A 26,241-nucleotide genomic window follows, 5' to 3' on the forward strand; every position below is an offset into this window, starting at 1 on the left:
AGTGGATGCCTGAACGTGTATAAACGAAAATTACCGGAATTATACTGTGAGTCGCCTGTAGAACCTACCGTTGAGGGGGAATAATTCATGTGGGACAGCTATGCGGAAGGATAACCTGTTATGTATCTGACAAAGTGGAGAATGAAATAACCCACTTTGTCAGATACGCTTACGTTAGAGATACCAGCTTACGAATCGGTACTTACCGCTAAATAGGTTGGCCAGCTGCCAGAGTTGACCATATTAGCCACTTTGAACTTCTCGAACATAGAGACGATCTGGTCGTCTATTTCTGCCCGGAAATCAAACTCCATACCGTCTTTGTATGGCATTCTGGCATACCAGTAGCCCATTCCTTGATCAAGAAGAATTTTACTTTGCTTTCCTGATGCCCAATCGATAGTAATTACTCTGCCATGCATCAGCTCCTTTGGATGATCAAGAATCTGAATTTCAGGCTCACAACTAAGAACACTCTGAAGCCAGCGTGATAGAATCTCTTCCTGATCGTTAGCGTATACCCAATCATGGTTGATCCAATAACTGCTGTCACGATTGCTTGCCCGGAGACTCTGTACTGCAACCCGTTTGAGTTTTTCGCCTTTAAACAGATGTAAAAAACCACTCAAGAGCAACAATGACCAGGGTGATTTCAAATACCTGTCAGAGTAACTCACCTGAACAGCACTATCGCTTTCAATCAATGCAGCCAAGTCTGGGGCTTTTTCTTTTATTAGTTTATTAAGTCTGTTACACAAGGAAATGACCGGGCCATTCAGTTCAGTCGTGAGCTGTAGAATCGATGTGCCAGCCGCTACAGGGCTCCAGCCTGATGTATCTATTGGGCTGCTTTCTACGACACTGATCGCTTTTGATGAAATCAAAGTGTAGGTCTGTTCAGACTGTAGCCAGTTTTCTCCCGGTTGTGTCAGCTCCTTTCTGTTGCTGTAGAGACTGTAGCATTCAACATCGGAGTAGACCTGAACCAGAAGATAGGGATCACTGCTTAACCAGTTCTCGCCCATTGCGACAATACTGATGCCAAAATCACTGAGCAATTGCAGGCTACGTTTAGCCTCATCGTCCAGATGATCTGGATTTTCAACAGCCAGACGGACAGCACATTTATCCACTATTTGCCAGCTCAGGACAAGTTCCCTGAACGCTGGATGGGCTAAATCCCACTCACTGACAGCCCCTGTCAGTGCAATCTGGATTGTCTTTTGCCCGGCTTCACCTGATAGTTTGTTCATTGATGAGCGAATGAACTGCAAACTGGTTTGAGAACAGTAGGTGGCACCACTGATGGAGCTGAAGTCTTTGGGAAGCTCCAGATAAGCGCTGAATTCACAGTCTAAAAGCCACTGTTTTGCAGCGTTTCTATCCAGCTCTTCCTGTTCAACCCGGCTGTCTTTGCTGGCGAGGCAGGTAGAGCAGACGTTTTCGCAATGGGCTCCACACTCCAGCCGGTTGTGAACTTTTTTAAGCAGACTTGATATGTTGCTGACACCTGCAACAACAAAGCCCGCTCCCCCACTTACAAGATCAAATACCTGCACAACAGATCGCCCCTGACCTGTTTCAAGATCTTTATCGAGCCTGTATCCGAAGCCCATCTCTGTGCTGGCAATACCCAACTCGTCCGCTATTGCATCCCTTAAAGCAACAGCCAGAGTGGTTGCTATCACCTGGTGTGCAACAGAGTCACTGAGCCATTGGCCGGTAACGGGGTTTCTGAGATATATCTCAAGCACATCGGTCTGGATTTTATACCCCAAATGAACATGAGGCTTAACGGACCCGGTACACTCTTCCAGCCTGCCCTGACGGGGTTTCCCGCCAATGGGTCTGTGAGTATTTGGCACCGCCAAATACTGCGGAATGGTGCCGTCCACATTCATCGAGTCTGCTTTGCCACAACTCATGCAGATTGCATAGCCTTTCTCATGCTCACCCGAAGAATGGTAGAACACAGAGCCGTTATGTCCGTATTTGATAAAACCGCATCGTTTATCCGGGAGGCTTAACGCTTCGCCAGTCAGCTCTATCCTTGGACGCTCAACCTTTATAAATTTCTGAGAGCTAATATCGTTGCTGGTGGCTTCATAAAAATCAGTTGTAAAGCCAGCTGGCCGTAAGATTTCTTTTTTCTCAGAATGCCGTATCTCTGTATGGCAGTGATTGCATTTCAAGTTATCACTGTTGCTGTAGGCATTCTCAACGACACCTGTAGCACCACAGTTATTGCACCGCCAGGCAATATCAAACTTCTGAGTGTTCTGGAAGGCACTGAAAAGCTGAATGCCAGCCGAACGATAAACTCTGCCATCAATAACGATCTGGGCTCCCGGAGCATACTCCCGAATGGCTATATCCATACCACGGCTGGGTTGTTCCTTAGCTGTGAAGATATTATCTTCCCGGCTGGCTTTGTCTTTATTCTTTCGACCCCTGTCTTGCTTGAAATCTTCAACATTATAATTGTTAAAGTTAACGACATTTGTAGGAAAGCCGTACCCTGGCAAAAATGCGCGGGCAGCAAGATCCCGAAGCAGGTATTCCTCTTCATGCCTTTTCATTTCCAACTGAAGGGCGCGTTTATAAGCTGGCTCCAGATCTGCTTTCAGCTTACTTTGCAGTTTGTTAAACTCCTGTTGCCAGCGCTCCTGAATTTCCCTGAGTTTTTCCACTCCATCATTACAGATTGATACCAGTGAACGCCCTGTCAATCCTGTATTCTTTACAAGCTGCCGGATAGATTCTTCTATTTCATCAGGCTGAGATTGAAGCCAGTCGATAAATTTCTGACATTGTGACTCGTTCTCGCCACCATAGAACCATTTTACGTTCAGCTTCGTTCTGTCACGGTCAGTACTGGCGTATTGCTTAAGAAACATGGCCAATAACATAGAATTGACATGACGCTGAACAATCCGGTCAGAACTTAAAGTAATGCCTGGTGCGGGTATAGCGGTAATGAACGGCCACTTAGGATTGGTGAATGCTCTCTGGTTATGTGGGTCAGCCTTACAAAGTGTGTATGAAATGGCTCGTGCTTCATTTCTTCGTCCTGCACGTCCCGCACGTTGCAAGTAGTTAGCTGGGTGTGGAGGCACATTATTCATGACAACCGCTGAAATACCACCAATATCGACGCCCATTTCCATGGTGGTCGAACAGTTCAATACATTCACTCTGCCAGTTTTAAACCAGTCTTCGTATTGGTCAAGCTTCTCAGAAGACTGCTGGGCTGAGTGTTCAGCAGTGCGGTAATAGAATCCACCTTCTACGGTTCGGTCATTGATATCAGTCCACAGATTCTCATTCCGGGCAGCCTTAATGTCGCTGTTCTGTTCGACCAGGCGACGGATCTGGGTTAAAACAGGGACGCCACTACTATCAGTAGTCAACTGAGATAAATCTGGTATTGTGACCTTTCGGCAGCGGAAATCCTTTTCCTTGTAATTTCTGGGAAGGTAGGGAGTGAGTCCCCTGAAAGTGGTATCCAGCAAACGGTGTGTCAGTGGGCAAACCCATGCTTCTGTAGGCAGTGAGAACGTTAATGTTTCCAGTTTTAAAACCCGACCTCTGTCTACTGTTTCCAAAATCAGAGTTTTTTCGGTCAAATCTTTCCATGCCTGCCGGAGCCATGAATTTATTTTGTCCGCCTGAAGTTGTACCTTTCTATCAAAGCCAGTGGCGGTTTCTAAAAGTTTTACTAAACGATTGGGTTGTTTAGGACTGGCAATTGGCCACTTTTTAATGGTTGTACTGGTCTCAATATCAGCGTCTGAGGGAAATAGTTTCTTGGGTGTAAACCTGCTTCCCATCCAGCTTTGCATTACTGGGTCAAGGGCAATAAACGTGTTCTCCCGTATATAAAAGTCCAAAGCTACTTTCAGGAAGTCTTTCCAGTCCTGTAGGGTCAGAGTAGTTTGTGGATCAAGGAAATCGCCCGTTGCAGGCACAGCGGGCGTGCTTTCCCAATACTCTGGTGAGCTTTGTATTCTTTCAAGACCTTTATAATTTACTTTTACGAGCCCAAGCGTTTCAGAGCTGTTTTGATTTTTTGGTCTGCGGGAAAATTCCCTTGCCATAAGCAAGGCTGACATTCGAAAACCAGCCATAGAGTCACCAAACAAGATTGGGTTTGCATAGCGGTTATAATCGAGAATAAATTTGCTGATGTCTGAGGTGCTGGCAAGTTCTTTGACTATATGATCCCACTCCAGCTCAACAAAATTACGTTCAGTGCCACCTGAGTTGACCTTTTCTGCTTCTTTTCGAATCTGATCGGCAATGGTGTGTAAGCCTTTTGCTTCCATGCTTAATGCTTCTTCAATCAAGCTTTCGTAACTCAATGCAGTTTTATTCTGTGGCTCAAGATTAGCTTTTGCCTGGGCTCCTCTTAACGACGAAAAAACAAGCCCTCTTAATTTGGAACGTTCAGCCTCTTGCTGCATTCGCACAGCCATTCTAGCTGTACCCTGACGGCTATCTGTAAAGGTGATTAGCTTGCGGCCTCGTCCGGGCAACTCCTCAGGCGATTCTCCGTTACAATCTTTTTTATCAGGATCTGGGCAAAACTCCAAAACCGTAGGCACAGCATTTGCCACATAGAAGGGGGAGCCCAGATAAGCTTTCTGTAAAAAGCTATCTCGCCTGGAAGTATCCACGCCACAATTTGAACAGCACTGGTCTCTGGTTGAAGCTATTTGAATGGAAGTGCTTCTCTGGGCAGACAAACTGCCAAGTTTTAATGACTCCAGATCAAGAGATACATCCAAATATTCTGCAAATTTACTGCCATTAGATGCAATAGCAAAAGACTGTCCGGACTTTACACCTGACGATGAGTTATCATTTTCAATTGGTAGCTCATCTTCTTCGGGTTCATAAGTTAAAGAGAATTCATCACCAGAGTAGGGGCTGCATTGGTGCAGCTCTCCATGACGATCTTCAGCAACAAGGTGGGGAGCCTTACAATCATGGCAGAAAGCTAATTCATAGACAGGTGCCTGACAATTGCAGCGAGACCGTTGCGTTACATACACGTTACCAAATGGCCAGTCTTTTAAATGCCCACTCTTGGCAGTACAGGCCGGGTCGACACAACTCCATAAACCATGCAGCATTCGTTGGAAAAAGTGTGCCCTCAGCTTCAGGAATGGAGGCTCATCACTGGAGTAGCGGGTGCCGGTTAATAAGTCTAACCATTTGAGAACTTCTTGTTGCTTACTTTTCCAATCAGTGTTTTTGAGATCGGAATCAACACAATTGATCAAATCATTCAGATCAAGAGGTCTGTCATGGCTGACTACAGCGTGGCGCAAAGCAGTAGCTATATTGCTTTTCTCCAGAGCTTCAAAACGCTTTTGAGAAACTTCTTGCTCAGACTCAATGGACAACAATTGTTCCAAAGTCTGATTTTCTTTTGGGTGTACTGCAATATCAGGCCATACTCTTGAGCCACCGATTACATTGACCTGCTCTTTATCCACTCCGGCAAGACCAGCCAGATAGTCTCTTAGCTTTTCCTCTGCTTCAGCCCCAGCGATGGTTGCGGACGTTGCAATAAAACGAATGTCTCTGGCTTGTTTGCCAAATGCCTGAACTACACGTCTCAGGAGCAGAGATAATTCAGCTGCCTGCGAACCGATATAGGTATGTGCTTCATCCAGCACAATCCATCTTAATGAACCCTCTTTACGAGAAATATCAAGAATAGGGCTGTCTACCTGCCTGACCAGCATATATTCAAGCATCGTAGCATTGGTCAGCAGGATAGGTGCTGGCTCTTCTCTCAGGGATTCTCTGGACAGCTGTTGGTTAGGGTGCTCTCTTTGCAGTGTCCTTATTTTTGGTGATGACTTGCTCTCTTCAGTTTTGCCATTGTATAGGCAGAAGCGAATATCTTTGTCAAAAGCTCTGGTCCAGGCATCCAGCCGCTCTTGTTGTGAGTTTATAAGGGCGTTCAATGGGTAGAGGAATAAAGCCCTGACGCCTATCAGGGGCTTCTTACTTTCCTGCTGCTCTCTGATAAGGTCCTCAAGAATAGGAACCATAAAACACTCAGTTTTACCTGAGCCAGTACCACTGGTAATGACGGCTGATTTGGGTGTGTCATCAAGCAGAGTGTTCCATGCAGCTAGCTGATGTTTGTAAGGGTGAGCTGTTCTGGGAAATTGGTAGGCGTGGGATGTTTCAAGGGTATCTATAAGTGTTTTTGAAAGTAAGCCACCTTCGAGTTCGTTCAGAGTTTTGGCTGATTCCTGCCAGCCAAATGTATGCTCAAAAACAGGTGGAGCCAGGAAACAGCCTTCTGCACCGAGTTCATCATTCATCTGGCAGGAAAGGTGAGTTCTAAGGCCTGTGTCATTTATTCCGAGAACACTGAGGGTTGCTTCTCTGCTTCGGGACAAGCTCTGCTTAACCAAATCAGTAAAATATTGCATATCTATCTCCTATTCATCTTTGGCCAGCAGGTAAGAAACCATCAATGCATGTACTGGTGTGTACCAGTTATTTCGGTCGAAATCAGAAATATTTTGAATGTTATATTTCAAGTATGCTTCATCGGAATAAAGCGACGACATGCTCGTTTTTCCGGCGGTGACATAGGCCATAAAAATTGGCAGCAGAGTGGCAGCATGGGTGTACGTCATGCTTGACAAGAGCTTAATTGTGTCTGGCAGTTCCTGATGTTGAACCCATGCTCTTAGTTCAATACCAAGCGCTGTTGGCCATTGCCTGTCAGAGCTGTGTTGCTGGCGTAAGCCCTGATACCACTGAGGTAGAATTATTTCCAAAGGTGGCGTCTTTTGTAAACTCTCTTTTTTTCCTGTAGCGATAAAATCACCCAGAAATTTAAATCCAGAAACAACAACTAGCAGCACATTCCGGCGATTTTCTAACAGGTTTTCTAATAGGTCTTCACTCAAACCTAATTGTTCGTACCAGTTCTTGGCTAAATTATAAGATTCATGCCAAATTGACACAGAAATGCTTTCCCAGATAACTGCCAACTCATCTTTTATTCGAGAGCAGAACCTTTCGTCCAGTTGAAGCCTGAAGATGGCAGCAGCCAGCGCTTTGGGGTTTCTTGCAACAGACTGCCAGGTTTCAAATACTGACAGGGGCAGGTGCCCAAAATTCGCTTTGAGGTCTTCTAAATAATGCCAACCGCTATGTGTCAGATCCTGGCTCATCTCCTGCACCTGAATATCAATAACATCTGGATTGTCATGGGGGTGGAATAGCTGAGTTGCCTGATGCAGTGATTTTGCTTCGGTGACATTTTTATCATTATCAATTTTTGTCAGATGCAATGCAGGGCGGAACTGCGTAGAAGACTCTGAACAGGGATAGATCAACCAGGGGCCAGATTTATCCATAGCTGCAAGAATTTCATAATAACCCGTTCCAACCCCCTCGGATTTCATCTGATGAATTTCAACTGGCTTTTGTTTGGGGTCGGGCAAAAGCATGGCTTCGGCGGCGACAGGCTCACTGATGACATGACTGTTATGATCATATATGGCAAAGACATTATTACCTTGCCACTCAATAAATCCAGAGTAACGCCGGATATTCAATCTCAGAAGTGAGTGGGTAGAATCTACAGTAAGCCTGATGAATGCGTCCTGATCATCTACAGAACCAAGAAGTTGAGCCATATCATTCTGAAAACTGAATAGGCTGAGTGGTAGAGGCTCCTGACCAATCTTGAAAGAATAGTGTCTGGTTAGTTTTTCAGCATTCTTGTACTTGATATGACTGGCAACAAGCTGCATATTTAAATGAAAAGTTTGTTCAAGAGCCTGACCTGAAAACAAAACCAGTTGTGTTCCCAGCAGGTCTGACAACGTTAACTCATTATCTTGTATTTGTGTTCCATCAGAATCAATAAGTCGCGCACCCTGATAAGGATAGGGCAATATCAACTCAACGGGTTCTGTGCGTCGATCACTGGATACTTCAAGGCGAAAACGTGTTGGAACATTGTCTGAGCTATGCTCCAGAATAATGTAGTGATGCTGTCCTGTTTTTTCTTCCCTGTAAGTGATGTCATCACCAAGAACTTGAAGTAGTAGATCCCTGCCATTATGGACTCTTATTTTTGCTGGCTGACCACTAACAGCTGGTAAGGTAGATAAGTAGAACCCTTCAGGCAGTGTACTGATTCGTCGCTGCAGAAGTGTTTCGCCTTGTTCGTTTTTTATAGAGTAGGGAACCGTTCCCGCTTTCGAATAAGTATGAACATTGTCGATTTTTTCATTGTTTACCCAATGATGAAGGTCATGTATGTCGTATGAGGAATCTTCTGGAAGATTAAGTTTTGGAAAACCGACAAAAACAGTATTAGAGCGTGACTCAAAAAGGGCTATTTTACCGGTTAAATAGGGCTGTGATGAGCTGTCTGATTGAGTTTTTAGAGTCAGTCTATATATATCTGGTGCTTTATCGATCAGCAAATCATCTATTGTTTCAAACCAGTTTGCTGAATCTGGTTCCTCTGAAATCAGCTCAGGTGATCCGGATATAATGCTGGCTCCAAAGGGTAAACGCATTCTGGCCTTTGACGATGCAATTTTGCATGAGGCCTGGGCTGCCAACCACCATTCATCTTCTCTAGGCTCGAAGAAGAGTGGGCTATTTGTTAAGTCAAGAGCGCTGTTATCAAAATTAAAGATATGAACAGCCCGACCACTGTCCATAAGCTTTAGCACTATAGGTAGCACGACACGCTTTCTCTTGAGAGAAATCACAATTTCTTGAAACCTGATTTTCAGGCCATTTTCATCACTTTGAGCATATACAGCGCCACCCTTGGCCAACAGCTGATCACCCTCAAAAAAACCAAGTTCAAATCTCGTAGAAGTCAGGTTTTCAATAAACGGAATAATTGTTTCTCTGGGGAGATACAGCTCACTGGTGATAGACCAGTACGGTAGCGCTCCCTGAAGTTTATGTTCGCAAGTAAAAGCTTTTTCATTTTCCAGAGAGTTTTGTCTCTTTTGATGCCTTTGTCCTGCATCCTTAAGCCACTCATTGAGAAGTGATTGTGCATTTGCTTCATCCAAAGGCACGGGAAATGCGTAGCGCCAGTCTGGGCTTTTTTTATCAAGAAATGCAACAGGATTATCTTGTTCTTTGATGTCGAATTTTTCAGCAAGAAACATTAATTGGTCAACAATTCCAGCAAGAAGTTGCATTGTCTCATGATTGGCAAAAGCGTCTGGTAAGTAATTTTCTGACCCACTAATGATATCGAGTGTCGTTCTAAGACCACGTTCAGTTCGATAGTAATTCTTCAACCCTCGCCTGACTGTTCGGCCAAAGCCATTGTTTTCACTCTGAACTAACTGCCATGGTAACCCTCCCTCAGCAAACAAGGAGCCAAGCAGGTCTCGTCTACCATGATGATCACGAACTCTTATACTTCGACCCCAGTAGCCTACTAGTCCATTCTCAAGAAGGTGACTTCTTTGTGTCGAGGAGAAACTGATTCCAAGCCTGTTTTCCACCTCACTCCATGACCAGTCACCATCGCGTTCCCTCCGAAACCATTCTGAGACGAATAAGCAGAACCCTGCCGCCCAATGTGTTGTATATATAGGGCTCAGGGCTAAATCGCTATTTTGTCTCAGAAGCGATTCTAGCTGCTTATATTCTTCGTGAGAGGCTTGGTAGCTGAAGAGGGGCTTTCGACTCACAGGCCCTTGAAAGTGTCTTCTGGTGAATAAAAATTCACTTAACCAGTTTTTTAATTGATTTATTGTTGGCATCTACAATCACCCCTAGAGCCAGCAGAATGATAGATCAGCTGGCTACATCCTTTTAAATATCTTCGATTCCTTGCTGCGAACGAACATTAATCAGATATGTTACCTGATACCCTGAGCTTGCCCCGAGAGAGGCTTCATTAAATGTTTTTAGTCAATTCGAAGTAGAATCTCTTTATAGATAAAGCGTACAGCTAAGTTCCTATTCTAAGCAATAATTAGAGTTAGTTCCGGGATAGATAGTTGTCAAAATCACTCCTGATCTCAACCAAAGGAACTTCCCAGCAGGCACTTTGATGCCTATCTTGATACTCCTCTCCAGAGTCCTCACTGCACCAGGTTACCAAGCCTAAAATATAAGCCGTTTGTTTGTCTGGTATTTTAGCCGCACTCAATACCTGTGAACGCTTTGCACTCAGGGCTGCCAAAGCCTGATCCTGGTAAATCAATTTATGCCCTTTGGCATCCTGCTGCAGAATCAGCTGATCACCCACGTTCAGCTGACGGAGTATTGTGTGGATGCGATGATTTTTATGAAAATTGCCAGCATAACTGAGATACAAATCCTGCAATCCGAGAATCTGGTATTGTTTCAGGGGATAGTTTCCGTGGTTTTGTGTCGTGCGAACACAAAGTGCGTCTTCTACCCCTTCAGTCAGATCGTGGATATGAGGATTACTGCAATCATTTCTCCGGAAGATCACCAGCAAATCCATTGCACGGGTCATCCCCACATAAAATAACCGTCGTTCCTCTTCCTGTTCCTGTGGTTTGCGAAGCTGCCAGCTTCCATCCAGAAGGATAACCACTTTAAATTCCATACCCTTGGCACTGTGAACCGTTCCAAGGAATATGCCTTCTCCGAGCCTTTGTTCTCTTCTGGACTCCCTGAGGTAATCAACGACGTACGCCGTAAATGCACTGACAGGCGTTTCGCTCGCGGCTGTTTCCTGTTCCCAATGTTCCAACAGCGTCAAAATCTTACTTTTCCAGGGTGACTTGGGCAGTTGCAGTGCAGTGAACCATTCCCAAATTTGTCCGGTGTTAGCCAGTTCACTCTTATGTTGATCCAGTGCATTCAAAAGCTGTTGAAATTCCCTGATTCTGAAAAGAGGCAGGTTCTGGTTATTTTCCAAAGGGAGGCTGAACGGTATACCCCTGTCTTCCAGCGCAGATCGAATATGGGTCAGTTCCTGTTTGCTGATGCCGTTTCGGGCGAGGATTGCACAGTCACTCCACTGAATTCCAGGCATGATGCGCTTCAGTCGTTCCAGTTCAGCCACGCAGCCTGATGTTTGTTGCTTAATATCGTCGCACTGAATGATTTGTACCTGACCTTTACTGACAGGGTCGCTGCTTTCGAGCTTGCCTCCGGCTGGCTGGGTCAATCGGCCTTCATTGATGGTAATGTCATGACGGGTTTTCATTCGATCCCGGTTACTTTGAATCAAATGGTTTGCGGCATGGATGATGTGCTTTGTAGAACGGTAATTCTGTACAAGGTGGTGACGTTGTGCCTGATAATCCTGTTCAAACTGTCTGATATATTGAATATTGGCAGCACGGAAGCCATAAATGCTCTGGTCGTCATCGCCCACGGCCAGAATGGATAGTTTCTCTTCCCCTTCCTGCAGGGAGCGACCGGTGATGGCAGAAATCATTTCGTACTGTTGCTGGTCAATATCCTGATATTCATCCACCAGAACATGCTGAAACCCAGCCAGTAGTTTTTCCCTGATCTGGTCACCTTCAAATCCGGGTAAATTGATTTCTCCCCGAAGCAGGGCTGTGGCTTTGGGAATCAAATCGTCAAAGTTAAACTCTTCAGCTGACTGTTTTTGTTGTTTGGCATGGAAGCTGATGCCGGTCAACCGCATCGCCAGCCCGTGGAAGGTTTGTACGGTCACGGTTCGAGCTTCTTTACCCAGCAGTTTTTGCAGTCGCTTCCTCAAGGTGATGGCTGCACTGTGGTTGTAACACAAAACAAGAATGCTGTAAGGGCGAACCCGCTGAATTCGTAACAGGTAGGCACAGCGATGTACGACAATTTTTGTTTTACCTGAACCCGGCCCAGCAAGAACCAGCATGTTTTTATCGACAGGTGCCTGAACAATGGCTTGTTGGTGAGGATTTGCCAGGGAGTCAACAATATTTTTCAGGGATTTCTGGCTGGTCGCCAGCTTCAGAATTGATTTTCTGCCACGGAAATACTGGTTAAGAAAACCGGCGTTATCCTGTTCAAAATAATCCCTGACCATTCGTAGGGCTGACGTCATTTTTTGCAGACCCAGTCGAACGTATTCGTTCATCACATGAATTTGAGTGATTTTTGCTTTGTAATGCCGGAACAACGGATCGTAGTCGCCTTTGTTATAACGTCGGGAGCTGGCTTCGTTATTCAGCCGTAAGGTCATAGCTGAACGGAACACCGCCAATCCCTGTTGGAGGATGATGGCTTTTTGTTCGTGCAGAAACAGAATGCCACGCTCTATGGCGGCCATTTCTTTATCTTTGCTCACATCCAGCGTCATATCCTGACGAATGGAGTCCCGAAGGCTCTCAAGGGAAAACTCTACCAGTACCTCTGTTTGTGAGGACTGCTCTGCTGTTGGTATCGCCTGATAAAGTGTTTCCAGAATGCGCTGAGAAAGCCCGTGACGCTTTTCCATAATGGTCTGAATCTTTGACCAGGGTCTGCACAGGGTCACTTTGTAATGATCTTTGCTGATGTAATTAAGCTTGATGCTGCCCCTGGAGCCAGCCAGTCCCCGCCCGTCTTCTGATAAACTCTTTAACAAATTTCTTAATAGCGCCGGATTACTGAAACTCAAATCCTCATCAAGCATCGCCTGATTGAGCTCACGGATATTCAGAGGATAAGGCGTGTCATCGTGATCATCCGGGTGTGCTTCCCTGAGTTTCGACAGCATTGCCTTTTCCAGCTGGCACAGTCGTTGACAGGTAAGCCTGGCATTGTTTTTTCCCTTGGGGCGCAGAAAAGCGGTCATCAACAACCCGTTGGAAACCAGTCCGACATCAGCCATCTGGTTAAGGATTTTTATGATATCGGCGGTTTTAAGCTGACTGCGGACTTTCGGGTCTTTGATCTGGGTACCAATAGCTTCCGCCAGATCATCGGCTCTGATCCCCTCATCGGGTTTGGTATTGATCAATGCCTGTAAAATAATATCCCATTGTTTACGGCGAAAAGGCGTCAGGCTCAGTCGGTCCAGTTGCTCTGAAGCCTCTTCAAGACTGGAGAACAGGGCTTGCCCCTGAAACACCTGATTAGAATTTTCGTTTCTCTCCAGAAATCCTGAACGCTCCAGCCATGCTACCGCAGTTTTCACCTTGGTATCAGCGGATTTATCATCCATGTCAAAGGATGTGTCTACGGCATCTGATCTCAGTAGTTCTCCTGTAGTAACAATAATATCCTCACCCTGCTTTTTCTCAAGGAAACGGATGCCTCGCAGGAGCTGCTGTATATCGTTTTGTCGAACTTCCGAGAGAGCACCCAGCTTAAACTGGGTCTCTATATCCTGCTCATCGAAGAGCAAAATACATTCGGCGGGCTGCTCGTCACGTCCGGCTCGCCCTGCTTCCTGCAGATAATTTTCCAGTGAGCCGGGAATATCCGCATGAATAACCAACCGGACATTTTCTTTGTCTACCCCCATCCCGAAGGCGTTGGTAGCACAAATAATCTGTATATCCCCGGCTATAAATTTTTCCAGAATGTCTTTCTTCAACGGGGCTTCAAGCCCTCCATGAAAATGACTGACAGAGAGGTCTTTGCGGATAAGAAACTCGCACAACTCTTCGGTATGTTTTTGTGTCGCACAATAGACGACGCAACTTCCATCAGAAGTCAGGCGCTCTTCAATCAGCTCAGCGACACGACCGTGTTTTGCGGCATTGCTGGTGGGGTGAACCTCGTATAAAAGGTTGGAACGCTCAACACCACCCAGAAAAAGCTGTAACGGCTGATTCAGCTGCGTTTGAAAGTGCTGACAGATATCTTCAATAACATCGGCTTTTGCTGTAGCGGTGTAACAGGCTACAGGGGGTATTGACAGGTTGTTTTTAGCGGTACTTTCACGAATAAAGCGCCCGCAGTATAAATAATCCGGCCTGAAATCATGTCCCCACTTTGACAGGCAGTGAGCTTCATCAAAGACCCAGCAACCAATTTCCCGATGAGACAGTGCATTTATAACGGATTTATTTCTCAATTGTTCCGGGGAGATGTAGAGCAGGGCAATATCGCCAAGACGCACTTGTTCGAGCACTGCACCTCGTTCAGGTGGTGTCAGCATGCCATAAACCGCAGCCACTGCCATGGTTCCGGTCTTTTGACGGAGATTGTCCACCTGGTCTTTCATTAGCGCCTGCAGAGGGGATATAACCACAGTTAATAACCCTCGTCGCTGGTAGCGCACCAGTGCCGGAATTTGAAAGCAGAGGGACTTTCCTCCCCCCGTAGGAAGTATCCCAAGTAAAGGTTTTTCATTCATACCCTCTTGCACAATATCTCGTTGCAGGGGGCGTCCGTCGCTGGTCGTACGAAAATCAGGGTAATTAAAATACTTGTTTAACTGTTTGACCGGATCATGATTTTCTGAGCAGTAATCACAGGTTGAATCGCCGCAATGAATATCCCTTAACTGTTTCAAAATGTCGGAAACCTGCGGAAAAACGATGACGCACCCAGGGTGGAAGTACCGAATTACCACCAGAGACAGTCAACCATGCCAGGCTGTAAGCCATCAGAGGTTTACTTTCAGCGTTGGTAAGATGAGCAATGACCACAGTCTTGGCCTGAGCGGGGCAGGTTAACCCCAAGGTAAGGCCCTTGAAAGCCGTGATAGCCTGAACGTCCGATGTAAACGGGTTGTTAACCAGTGAGGCAAAAACCTGCTCCATGCCGTTGCAGTCGTTACCGTGGGTAGCGACGCAAGCCGAAGAAAAGCAGTAATGATAAAACCGGATCAAGTCGGGTGTCTCTTTCGCCTGTTGCTGAAAAGCCTGATATTGCTCATGGAAGATGGTAGTCGCCAGCCGTGCATCGGCCACCGGATCATTGATTGAGTCTTTGACCAGCTTGTAGTCTTTTACCAGTCGGTGATAAGGGTTACGGGGAAAAGCCAAAGGAGACAGGTATAAAGTATCAATAACCGGCTTGTTCAGTAGAGATAATTGAGGGGCGATACTCTCTATAACAGGCAGGTCATGGCCGAGCAGGTTGTGACCGAGAAGAAAAGGGCAGGGCTGACAGAAATTATCCAGGTCGGAAAGGACTGAATCCAGATTTTTTCTGGAAATCTTCTTACGCTCAAACTGTTCACTGTCAGGGTGCGACAGAGCTCCTATATGATGGATAACACCTTGACGGGTCGTTTCAAGATCCAATGCAACAAAGGATGATAGTTGATCAGACAAGCTTTTCATCATAAATAAAAAGGGCTTTTTATTCTTTCAGATTATGAACTTAGACTTATTTATACAAAAAAGCTATCGGCATAAGAATGACTGACATCAGTTAATCTGGCTGTTTCGTTTGCATCGCAATAAGACAATGGCATCATAAGTTCACTGTTATGATCCAATGACCATCTTCTTTTATGACTCAGACCATCGACTTTTACGAACAGAACGCTGATTCGTTTTTTGAGTCCACCGTCGGTGTGGAAGCTCAGGATTTGCATCAGGCATTTCTGGCATATCTCCCCCAAAATGCGACCATTCTTGATGCAGGCTGTGGCTCGGGTCGTGATACCCTGGCTTTTCTCAGGCAGGGGTATCGGGTATTTGCTTTCGATGGCAGTGAGTGCATGGCAAAAAGGGCAGCAGACTTAACCGGCCTGCCGGTACAGACGTCACTGTTTCTGGATTACACTGCCGGACAGCTGTTTGATGGTATCTGGGCGTGCGCCTCATTACTTCATGTGCCAGTGGAACAATTAGCCGTAACCTTCTCACACTTAAGCAAGTTTTTAAAAAATGAGGGCGTTTTTTATTGCTCTTTCAAGCTGGGTTCCGGTGAGGTTGTGCGAAAAGGGCGACACTTTACTAACCTCGACGAACCGGGGCTTGAAGCCATTTTAACGACAACTGACCTGGAAATGGCCAAAAGCTGGATCACCACAGACCTGCGCCCCGGTCGGGAAAATGAACACTGGTTAAATGCCATTCTGAAAAAGGCTTCTCTTAAAAAGGCTTGATAACGCATGGAAGCAAGACCTCTTGATCCTCAATTTCATCAGGATAACAACTCTGCACTCTTGACCACTGGCGGCCTGAATGATCCGCTGCTGCCAAAGCTGATTGATGCCATTAACCGTGCTCAAGAGATTGAGATCACGGTAGCGTTTATTCGTGTCAGTGGATTGAAACTCCTGTTTGGTGCATTAAGCGATGCGGTTAATCGTGGAGCCACCATTAAAATATTGACCTCTGATTATCTGGATGTCACTGATCCCCAGTCATTACGGGAACTGATGCTGCTGAAAGAGCGTGATGCGGATATTCGCATTTATCAGTGCGACGGACAGCAGAGCTTCCACATGAAGTCGTATATTTTTATCCATACCCACGATGGCGATTTTATAGAGGGCTGTGCCTATGTAGGCTCCAGCAATATCAGTAAAGCGGCATTAACCACGGGGCATGAATGGAATCTTCGGCTGCAGTGTAAAGGCAGTACTGATGATCTTTATGTGCAGCAGTTTGCCCATATTCGCCGTCAGTTTCGTGAAATATTCAGCCACAGCCTTGTTAAACCTTTAAGCCATGAGTGGATTGATAGCTACCTGAAACGCCGTCGTAAAATGCGACTGGTGGCTGTTGAAGCTGAAGAGCTGATAGAAGCCCCTACGCCCAGTGATATTCAGACAGAAGCGTTGCAGGCATTGCAGCAATCACGACTGGACGGGTATCGGAGAGGACTGGTGGTTCTGGCAACGGGTTTGGGTAAAACCTGGCTGGCGGCTTTTGATACCCAGCAGTGCAAAGCAGAAAAGGTGTTGTTTGTCGCCCATCGTGAAGAGATTCTTATGCAGGCGCAGCAAACCTTTGTACGGATTCGCCCTGACGCCCGCACTGGTTTTTATAACGGTAAAGTGCGTAATAAAGAGGTTGATATGCTGTTTGCCTCTGTGCAAACACTTGGGCGGGCGGAACACCTGCAACAGTTCAGCAAAGACCATTTTGATTATATTGTGGTGGATGAGTTTCATCATGCTGATGCCAAGACCTATCGTAATCTTCTTAAGCACTTTGAGCCTGAATTTTTGCTGGGTCTGACTGCAACACCTGAGCGAACCGACCAGGCGGATATTCTCAGTCTCTGCGATAACAACCTGGTGTTTGAACGTAATCTGGTCAGTGGTATTAATGCCCGGCTGCTAGCTCCTTTCCACTATTTTGGTGTTGACGACAAATATGTGGATTACGACGAAATCCCCTGGCGCAATGGCAAGTTTGATATTAATGCTTTGGAAAATGCCTTTGCCTCCAGAAAGCGGGCAGGGCATATCCTGACACACTGGCAGGAAAAGAAGCAGTTAAGGACGCTTGGCTTCTGTATCTCCAAACGCCATGCGGATTTTATGGCAACGGTTTTTGCCAAAGCCGGTTTCAGGGCTGCGGCGGTTTACAGTAACTCTGAACTTCGTCGGCATGAAGCGCTAAATCAGCTGGAAACAGGGGAGCTGGATGTCCTGTTTTCTGTTGACCTGTTTAACGAAGGTACTGACCTGCCAGCCATTGATACCGTGTTAATGCTTCGACCCACAGAATCCAAAATCCTGTTCCTGCAACAGTTGGGCAGGGGGTTGCGACTCCATAAAGACAAACAGCATCTGGTGGTCATTGACTTTATAGGTAATCATAAATCCTTTCTGACCAAGCCGGTTGCCCTGCACAATAGTCACTCTGTCCGGCAGGTTACGGAGCAGATCAAACAGCAGGCGACCGCTTTGCCTGATGGCTGCTTTGCCAACTATGACCCTAAAGTGATTGATTTTCTGGAGCGTATGGCACGCAAGCAGAAAGCCAGTATGGTTGAGGAATATCAGTCCTTAAAATCACTGCTTGGCTATCGCCCTACGGCTACTGAGTTTTATCATTACCTTGCGGAAACAGGAACTGACTTCAACAAGGTTCGCTCGCAAAAGGGTAGCTGGTTTGCACTGCTCGATCATGAGCAGGAGTTGAGCAAGGCTGAGTCTGGAGTGGCCCACACCCACCATCAATTTTTGCTGGAGGGTATTGAAAAGGCATCTATGACCCGATGCTTCAAGATGGTTTTGCTGGATGCTTTTCTGGAACTGGATGGTTTTATTCATCCACCGACCACAGAAGTGCTGGCAACCAGAAGCTGGCATCTGCTTAAACGCCGCCCTGCACTGTATAGCTCAGAGCTACCGGCCAAACAGCAGGCAATGGCTGCGGAAGATAAAGGCTGGCACAGCTACTGGAAAGGGAATCCTGTCAAAGCTTTTGCAGAAGGGGAGAATACCTTTTTTGAAGTTAGAAAAGGACAGTTTACCTTTAAAGCAGATGTTAGACCTGAGCATCGGGATATTCTGCACCAGCAGGTGCAGGAGTTGGTAGAGCTGAGGCTGGAACAATACTGTGTGAGAAAGAAACTACGACCACGTTGACATTTAATCCTGTCGATACCGGACGTTTGCGGGAGGCTTTTGACTTTTTTGTGCTCTGGTCTCCTGCTCAGAACCCTGACCCTCTTTGACCACAATGGGAGAGAAAATCCCACTCCGGTCAATTTTATCAAAGCCCATTTCAGCGGCTTCACTGTACAGCGCACCAATAGCCTGATCCACCTCGATATACAACTGCTTCAGCTTTTTTTCAGCCCGTAGCAGAGGGTATGAGCCCAGCGTCTGATAGAGAAAATCAGACGCAATGCATACGCGATCCCAGAACTCATAATAATGACCAGCGTTTGGCCGGATAATAGGGGCTGTCTCTACCAGGGTAGTCTCATTGTTAACCATTTTTTCCATCAGCACGGGCATTAAAAATGCCCGGTGATGGAAATGGATGTCCGCTCGCAGTTCATCAGGACAATCACCAAGACAGCTAACTGGATTTTCAGTCCAAGCTTCGACATTGCCTTCATCGTCATAATAAACTTCATGGACTGCAAACATGGATTCCGTGGTTTCTGGGTCGCAGGTTTCAATCACGCGGTAATTCCAGGTCATTGTGACTTCTCCTCTACTTAACCTTTCACATTCACAATCTGCCGCAGTGTGCGTACGACCTCGACGAGATCGTCCTGCAGGCTCATAACCTTATCGATGTTTTTGTAAGCGCCGGGAATTTCATCCAGTACGCCCTTGTCCTTCCGGCACTCAATGCCCAGTGTCTGGTCTTCAAGATCACGGACAGAGAAGGCTTTTTTGGCAGCGGTACGGGACATGCTCCGTCCTGCGCCATGGGCGCAACTGCAAAACGCTTCAGGGTTGCCTTTACCACGGATAATATAAGATTTGGCACCCATAGAGCCTGGAATAATACCCAGCTCTTTGCTTCTGGCCCGGATAGCCCCTTTACGGGTAACCCAGACTTGTTGCCCGTCATGGACCTCTTGCTCAACAAAGTTATGGTGGCAGTTAATGGCTTCATTGATGACCGTGAACGGCTTCAGGTGCTGGTGCAGCACTTTCAGAATACTGTTCATCATATGCTCCCGGTTCAGCAGGGCGTAGTTTTGCGCCCAGGCCACGGCCTCAACAAAGTCATCAAAAAAGTCAGAACCTTCTTTCAGGTAGCCAAGATCTCTGTCGGGCAGATGAATCTGCTGCCGTTCCATATCCTTGCGAGCCAGTTGAATAAAGTACTGACCAATCTGGTTACCGATGCCCCGGCTGCCTGAGTGCAGCATCACCCAGAGGTTGTCGTGTTCATCCAGACACAGTTCAATAAAATGGTTGCCAGAGCCAAGGCTGCCCATCTGGCGCACGAACTTATCCGGGTTACCCCTTTGAATAATATTTGGGTGCTTTTCCAGAATACGTTGCAAGCCACTGGCGACCGGTGAATCGCCAGCTATCTGTGCATCTTTATGCTGTCCGCCAGCCCCAAGAGGAATGACCTGTTCAATGGCATGACGAATTTGCAGAAGATTATCCGGTAAATCAGTGGCTTTCAGAGATAGCTGAACCGCATTCATTCCACAACCAATATCTACCCCGACAGTCGCAGGAATAATGGCCTCGGTGGTCGCAATAACAGACCCTACGGTTGCACCTTTGCCCAGATGGATGTCGGGCATCCCTGCCACATGTTTGTGAATAAAGGGCAGGCTGGCGACTTTGCGCATTTGCTCAAGTGCCTGCGGGCTGACTTCATCCGTCCAGATTTTTACGGGCTTCTGGGTCTCCGTACCCTCTAATAAAGTGATCACTGGCATAATGTTGTACCTCTCTCATTATTTTCAGCGGTATGGTTCAAAATAGTGCGGAACAGATGATTGATGGAATCAAATGATGCCGCTGTCGTTGGCTGGCCGCCCCTGAAGGCTTCCAGCGTAAATAGTTGTGATTCAATAAACTCATGCAGCGCCGGAATTGCCTGAATGGTTTTTGTTTCTCCGTTACTACGTTTGAGAATAAGGAGTTCCTCAATGGCTTTATTCACCGGGTGGTTAGCCCCAAGAACCGATCTTAAACGATCAAATTCGACAGGGGCTGGCTCCTGATAATGTTTCAGCCACTGTATGGCCAGTAACGGGCGCAGCACGTAGAAGTATTTCTTTAAAGGCACTTCTTCCTGCTGCAAGTACTCCCGGTAGTTGGATTTAGCCATGCTTCGGTAGTGATATATCCCTTTGTCTGTTTGATAGAGGTCAGCGACCAGTTGCCGGGCGTGATGACTGAACAGCCCGTTATCCCAATACACAACGGGAGATTGCAACCACTCCACCAAGGCAGGGTTTGAACGCCATAACAGCTTGAGGGCTTTTCTCAGTTCCCAGCCGTTGATATCCAGCTCATCGACAATGGGGTATTCAATCACATCCCGTTTCTGCTCAAGATCAACAGAGAGATACCACGATGGTGCGTGTGAATAGATAAAGCGTACATCGTAGTCACTGTCCACAGAGGCAAATCCCCAGGCACGACTGCCGGATTCAACGGCATAGTGAATAATGACGTTATGCTCTCGTTCTATGTCCTCAATACGTTGCAGGATTTCATCTCTCATACTGCTTTCCCTGAAAGTTGGTGTCTCGGTCATTGGTTCTTTCTGGTGTACTGAAGAGTTAGATCAAATACTGTGCCAATAAATTCATGGCCAACTAAAAAATCTTCTAACCTATTGATCTACAGGGGGGGTACTGCTGATTTGTGGTGATTTGACCGTATCTGGCTATTGTTTTGAATAATGAATAACTACAATAATTGATATGAATATATCTTATTCGATAGGTTCTTTTTGAGAGATCCTATGACTAGAAAAAAGAACGTTGTTGTCAGCATTCTGGGCATTGTCAAAGACAATAAGGGCAGGGGCAGCAAACGCTGGTCTACCTGGAGACCTAATGTCAGCTTGGTCAGTCAGGATAATTTTCAGGTTGACCGGCTGGAACTCCTATATAGCCCTGATTATCTCAGGCTTGCCCGTAAAGTGATGGAGGATATCCAGTCGGTATCACCTGAAACAGAGGTTGTTCTGATAGAAGCGGCATGGAAGGATCACTGGGATTTTGTTGAAATTTACAGCTGGTTGTATGATTTTGCTGAGCATTACCCTCTGAATACAGATGAAGAGAATTACTATTTCAATATCACCACAGGCACGCATGTAAACCAGATTTGCATGTTTCTGATCAGTGAAGCCAGGCTTTTTCCCGCTCGGATTATCCAGGTATCGCCAGTTCCTGAGAATGAAGATAAGGCAAAAGGTAAAATCCACATCATTGATCTGGATCTCTCCCGATACGATATTCTGGCTAAGCGCCTGTTCGAGGAACACCTGACAGGCAGTGACTTTCTGAAAGCCGGCATTCAGACTCACAGTCAATCCTTTAATCAGGTCATTGCAGAAATTGAGCGTGTGGCCATCCGCTCCCGCGACCCGGTGTTGCTGGAAGGTGCTACCGGAGTGGGCAAAAGCCAGCTGGCAAGGCGTATCTACGAGCTGAAATCATTGAATGACAAAATTACAGGCAGTTTTGTTGCCGTCAATTGCGCCACCCTGAAAGGTGAAGGAGCCATGTCCGCTCTGTTCGGCCATCAGAAAGGCGCATTCACGGGAGCGGTTACTAAGCGGGAGGGGTATCTGAGACAGGCGCATCAGGGCATTTTGTTTTTGGATGAAATTGGTGAGTTGGGGCTGGATGAGCAGGCCATGCTGTTGCACGCTCTGGAAGAAAAACGCTATTACCCTGTAGGCAGTGACAGGACGGTATACAGTGACTTCCAACTATTGGCAGGCACTAATCGGAATCTTCGTGAAGCCGTTAAACTGGGAAGCTTCAGGGAAGACTTGCTGGCTCGTATCGACCTCTGGCACTGGCAACTTCCCAAATTAAAAGATCGTCTGGAAGACCTTGAAGCGAATATTGATTATGAACTCCGGCAGCATACGCGTCTGTACAACAAGCAGGTACGGTTCAACAAAGCGGCAAGGGCTGACTACCTGGACTTTGCCAAAAGCGATCAAGCCCAATGGTCGTCTAATTTTCGAGATCTGAACGCCAGTATTACCCGAATGGTGACATTGAGTGAAAGCGGGCGGATTGATGAAGAGAATGTCATGGCAGAAGTCACCAGACTCAAAACCCGATGGGATACTTCAGGAGAAGACAAGGGTTTGTTGTTGGCAGATTATTTACCACAGGAACAGATCAATGGGATGGATTACTTTGATCAGCTACAGCTGCGTAATGTGATCGAAGTTTGTCGGCAGAGTCGCTCTATGGCAGAGGCGGGAAGAACCCTGTTTAACGTCAGCCGTCAGAGCAAGGCAAGCCAGAACGACTCGCATCGGCTGCGACATTATTTGCAGAAGTTTGGCTTGAATTTTCAGGATATTCGGGCTTAAAAAGACTGATATGAGTAAAACCTGCTATTCTTTTCGTCTCCAGCGTTTCTGTAACAACAGGAGAAGTTTTCCTTCGACGCTATGTGTTGCAGAAACTAACTTGTGCCGTGAGGCACCCACCACTCTTCGAGAGTCCTTCCACACAGCAGTACCTCTGCTGTAATGATGCCAGTGCATAGCGACACTGGCTCAGGTTGATCAGGCAGTACTTTTGCCGGATCGACTGTTACCAGACACTTATCAGATATTTGCGATAACGCATTCTGCTTTCTTCATCTCTCAGCTCACCGAGCAGCAGGACAGGCATCGCAAATGTTCAGGGTAATTGCATTTCCCCAAAAGCCGTTTCAAGAGACCCTCTCTTGGTGTATTGGCAGCCGTACCATACAGCCAGACCAGTGTCTTCTACTGGCACTTATTGACGATTTAGTGGGCTTTTTTATAAGCAGGCGAATTCGCTGAACCCGACCAATCTTCAGTATTGGTTATAACAGCCATCGCCTCAGCTGCTGGCATCAGCAAAGCTCTGCTCCTTGGAGTAATGAGCGTTACTGCCCGCAGCCCTTGCGTTACAGGATGTCCCGTCTGGCCACTGCGTGATGTGGCTTCGCATTGAACTTTGTTCAGGGTTTTTGGGGCTTATTTTCCGATGTGCCAGATATGGATGGAGGGAATAGGCTGTGCCTCAGTTTTTAACTCGTAATGAGCATAATTTTGGCTTTGGCAGGCAGATGTCCTATGCAGGGCGCAATGCGCTCAGAGAAATGATGCCCGGTCAGTGCTGTACAGTAGCAACCCACGCTGTGCGCTGGAAACAGTTTTGTGCCTGGAGTAAGACCCAGAATATTTGTGAAGCCCATCAGGTGAATAACCAGACTCTGAGACATTATGCCGTTTATCTACGCGCGAGGCTGGAGGGACAGGGTAAACTCTTAACTGTTGCCACAGCACAGAATCTGTTATCAACCTGCAATGTGGTGTTGAAGGCACTGAGAGGCAATGAAGATATTCGAATCAAACCTTCGGAGGCTTTACAAGCAAACCGAGAGAAAGTTCGAACTGAACCACCAGAATTGAGTCGTGAAAAGCTGGCACAGGCGCAGGCGGAGTTGATATTGAAGGGGCAGGAGCGCATTGCCGCAGTCTTAGGCTTATGTCGAGAGCTTGGGCTTCGTTCCAGAGAAGCGGTGTTGCTGGATTGTCATAAGGCTCTTGAGCAAAATAAAGCTTGCGGAAAAATAGATATTGAACGGGGAACGAAAGGCGGGCGTGGCAAGTCTACCATTACCAGCCCTTCAAGAGCTGAACGTCTGCTGCCAGTATCAGACTATGCTCGTATAGCCTTGGTTCGGGCTGCAAAGTTGCAGGGCAAAGGGGATAACCTGATTCCCGCCGGTAAAAAGATTGAGGATTTTCTGGCGTTGGTGCGTATGCATAGTGGCCCTGCTCTCAAGAAGCATGGACTGAATAACCGGCATGACCTTCGGGCAGCCTATGCTTGTGAACAATATCAACTGCTTACCGGAGATTTGGCACCTGTTTTATCAGGCCATATTGGAATAGATGAACACAGAGATTTACAAGCTAGACAGGACTTAGTTCAGCTACTTGGGCACAATCGAATCTCAGTAGTATCAAGTTACATAGGTAGCCGTAAAAAACAGAAGGGTTGACTCAAGCCGCACGAGGAAGCACTGATTTACTCAATGCTTTCTGGTACGACCTGGAGTCAGACCGACCGTTGTGTTTCTCCTTACGGTTGTAGCGGGTTTTAAGCTTTTCCCTGCGTTGTCTGAACATAGGGTCGCTCATGAGTTTCAGCACTGCCGATGCAGGGCGTTTTCGTTTGGGTTTGGCCATGATGTTCTCCTTAATAGCCTCATTTTTATGAACTCTGAGTGTATCACACAGGGTTTTTAGAACTGTATTCAATATTTGATTCTTTCCGGCAGGAAAAGTTCTCTCCACAGCACAGCAATCAGCATTGAATATATACCTGCCTGTCCTATAGTTAACTCTCCTTTTACCTGCTCATCAGGAGCTGGCTTTATCCACTCAGGATAAAACCAGTGACGATTATGATGATAAGGTTGTTCGATCGCACAGGTTAGAGTGTCTGCTGACCCGGCAGTTCAGGCGTTCGTAGCCGTGTGGTTTTCCCGGAGATTGGCTGAAAGGTTGTATCGCCCGATACGCTTGAAGGCTGACAGCGAAAGCTGGTTTTCTACCAAGGGTTGGTATTTATCGCTGCCCTGTCATTCTCGTCACTTTGGTGACATTTCACATGATGTATGAGTTTCTGGCTTGCTGCTGCTTGCCTGATTAATCGTACATATTCTGCATGGTAGAACCTCTCTGTCATGCAGGGAAGTTCTGCCTTTTTGTTTTAAGGAGAACTTCCATGGCTAACGCTAATGGTGTGAATGAGAGCGCCAATGATCTGGTGGCTCGTTTTGCGGAGCGTTATGGCTTTCGCGAAGATGAGTTGCTGAATACTCTGGCGCAAACTGCATTCAGGCAACAGAACGGCAGTGTTCCCACACGGGAGCAAATGCTGTCTTTGTTGTCTGTCGCTGACAGTTATGGTCTGAATCCGTTCATTCGGCAAATCTGGGGGCTATCTGATCGACGTGGAGGCGTGTTTCCTGTTATTTCCATCGACGGTTGGACGGCAATTATGAACTCATATCCGCAAAGCAATGGCATGGAGTTCAGTTATCCCGAGGAGCTGATTACCTTCGATGAAGATATGAAAGCCTGTCATCCCTGGATGGAGTGTGTGATCCACCGAAAAGACCGGGAACACGCCATTCGGGTGCGTGAGTATCTGGATGAATTGTACCGGCCTGCGGTTGTAAAGAATGGGAAGAAATTCCCTGGCCCCTGGCAGACCTGTCCTAAGCGTATGCTTCGGCACAAGTCACAAATTCAGGCAATTCGTATCGCTTATGGCCTCAGCGGGCTGTTTGAACCGGACGAAGCGGAACGGTTACTGGAAACCCAGCTGGGTGAACCAGTCCCCAATCTGCAGGAGCCGGAACAAAAGCCTGTTGAGATCACCAGAGATGAGGTGATGGAAAAGGAGCCTGAATTATCCGAGCAAGACGCTATGGATGATGCAATGGCTGCGGCTGAAGCTGAATTCATAGCATCGAAGGAAGTGATTGAGTTAGAGGCGGTTGATCCCGATGGTATTGATCCACAAGTCCTGTCGTTTATCGATCAGGTAGTGGAGCGAGCCAGAGGAACGGGAGCATTTACAGCGGCACAGGGCTTTGCCCAGGATCGCTTTAAGGATGATGGTAATGCCTTGAATTACTGCCTGTTCCGGTTGGATGAGGCACAAGCAGCATCAGCGGCACCGGCGGCTTAAGGTGAT

Annotated in this window: 13 protein-coding genes; 5 read left to right on the forward strand and 8 right to left on the reverse strand. The window is 46.8% G+C overall.

Features of this window, described 5'->3' with window-relative positions; translation table 11 throughout:
* Positions 1-188 precede the first annotated feature (188 nt).
* The 4 genes from V5J35_RS23135 to V5J35_RS23150 form a co-directional block, all read right to left on the reverse strand.
* A complete protein-coding gene (locus tag V5J35_RS23135; protein ID WP_354009388.1) occupies positions 189-6,455 on the reverse strand; it encodes a DEAD/DEAH box helicase in 6,267 nt (2,088 codons plus the stop codon).
* A gap of 9 nt (positions 6,456-6,464) precedes the next feature.
* Positions 6,465-9,788, reverse strand: coding sequence for an STY4851/ECs_5259 family protein (locus V5J35_RS23140; RefSeq protein ID WP_354009389.1), 3,324 nt, complete (start codon positions 9,786-9,788; stop codon positions 6,465-6,467).
* Between the two features lie 221 nt (positions 9,789-10,009).
* On the reverse strand, positions 10,010-14,461 hold the full coding sequence (locus V5J35_RS23145; RefSeq protein WP_354016514.1) for a RecQ family ATP-dependent DNA helicase: 4,452 nt from the start codon (positions 14,459-14,461) through the stop codon (positions 10,010-10,012).
* Positions 14,418-15,227, reverse strand: a complete 810-nt coding sequence (locus tag V5J35_RS23150; RefSeq protein ID WP_354016515.1) for a PolC-type DNA polymerase III domain-containing protein — start codon at positions 15,225-15,227, stop codon at positions 14,418-14,420. Before V5J35_RS23150 ends, V5J35_RS23145 begins: the two co-directional genes overlap by 44 nt.
* 182 nt (positions 15,228-15,409) lie before the next feature.
* Between V5J35_RS23150 and V5J35_RS23155 the strand changes: the two genes are divergently transcribed.
* Together V5J35_RS23155 and V5J35_RS23160 are read left to right on the forward strand one after the other, a co-directional pair.
* Positions 15,410-16,009, forward strand: coding sequence for a class I SAM-dependent methyltransferase (locus tag V5J35_RS23155; protein ID WP_354009391.1), 600 nt, complete (start codon positions 15,410-15,412; stop codon positions 16,007-16,009).
* Positions 16,010-16,015: 6 nt separating this feature from the next.
* Positions 16,016-18,451 (forward strand): DEAD/DEAH box helicase family protein, encoded by a 2,436-nt coding sequence (locus V5J35_RS23160; protein ID WP_354009392.1) that lies wholly within the window; start codon positions 16,016-16,018, stop codon positions 18,449-18,451.
* Between the two features lie 3 nt (positions 18,452-18,454).
* Here V5J35_RS23160 and V5J35_RS23165 read toward each other — a convergent pair whose 3' ends face one another.
* From V5J35_RS23165 to V5J35_RS23175, 3 genes are read right to left on the reverse strand one after another with little or no spacing between them, the layout of a single operon-like run.
* Positions 18,455-19,015 (reverse strand): hypothetical protein, encoded by a 561-nt coding sequence (locus tag V5J35_RS23165; RefSeq protein ID WP_354009393.1) that lies wholly within the window; start codon positions 19,013-19,015, stop codon positions 18,455-18,457.
* A gap of 17 nt (positions 19,016-19,032) precedes the next feature.
* The gene (locus V5J35_RS23170) at positions 19,033-20,226 is read right to left on the reverse strand and encodes an RtcB family protein (protein WP_354009394.1); all 1,194 of its coding nucleotides are present in this window, start codon (positions 20,224-20,226) and stop codon (positions 19,033-19,035) included.
* Positions 20,217-21,053: a nucleotidyltransferase domain-containing protein gene (locus V5J35_RS23175; protein WP_354009395.1), complete on the reverse strand. Its 837-nt coding sequence runs from the start codon at positions 21,051-21,053 to the stop codon at positions 20,217-20,219. Before V5J35_RS23175 ends, V5J35_RS23170 begins: the two co-directional genes overlap by 10 nt.
* A gap of 210 nt (positions 21,054-21,263) precedes the next feature.
* Between V5J35_RS23175 and rtcR the strand changes: the two genes are divergently transcribed.
* Both rtcR and V5J35_RS23185 read left to right on the forward strand, forming a co-directional pair.
* Positions 21,264-22,862: an RNA repair transcriptional activator RtcR gene (rtcR, locus tag V5J35_RS23180; protein ID WP_354009396.1), complete on the forward strand. Its 1,599-nt coding sequence runs from the start codon at positions 21,264-21,266 to the stop codon at positions 22,860-22,862.
* A 680-nt stretch (positions 22,863-23,542) separates the two neighbouring features.
* Positions 23,543-24,535, forward strand: coding sequence for an integrase domain-containing protein (locus V5J35_RS23185; RefSeq protein WP_354009397.1), 993 nt, complete (start codon positions 23,543-23,545; stop codon positions 24,533-24,535).
* Position 24,536: 1 nt separating this feature from the next.
* On the opposite strand, the gene V5J35_RS23190 is transcribed toward V5J35_RS23185, so the two are convergent.
* Entirely contained in the window at positions 24,537-24,722 is a 186-nt protein-coding gene (locus tag V5J35_RS23190; protein WP_354009398.1) for a hypothetical protein, read from the reverse strand.
* 541 nt (positions 24,723-25,263) lie between these two features.
* Here V5J35_RS23190 and V5J35_RS23195 point away from each other — a divergent pair.
* The gene (locus V5J35_RS23195; RefSeq protein WP_354009399.1) at positions 25,264-26,235 is read left to right on the forward strand and encodes a recombinase RecT; all 972 of its coding nucleotides are present in this window, start codon (positions 25,264-25,266) and stop codon (positions 26,233-26,235) included.
* The last annotated feature ends 6 nt before the right edge of the window (positions 26,236-26,241 follow it).

This window comes from Endozoicomonas sp. NE40 (assembly GCF_040549045.1).
In the GTDB taxonomy this organism is placed as follows: domain Bacteria; phylum Pseudomonadota; class Gammaproteobacteria; order Pseudomonadales; family Endozoicomonadaceae; genus Endozoicomonas_A; species Endozoicomonas_A lisbonensis.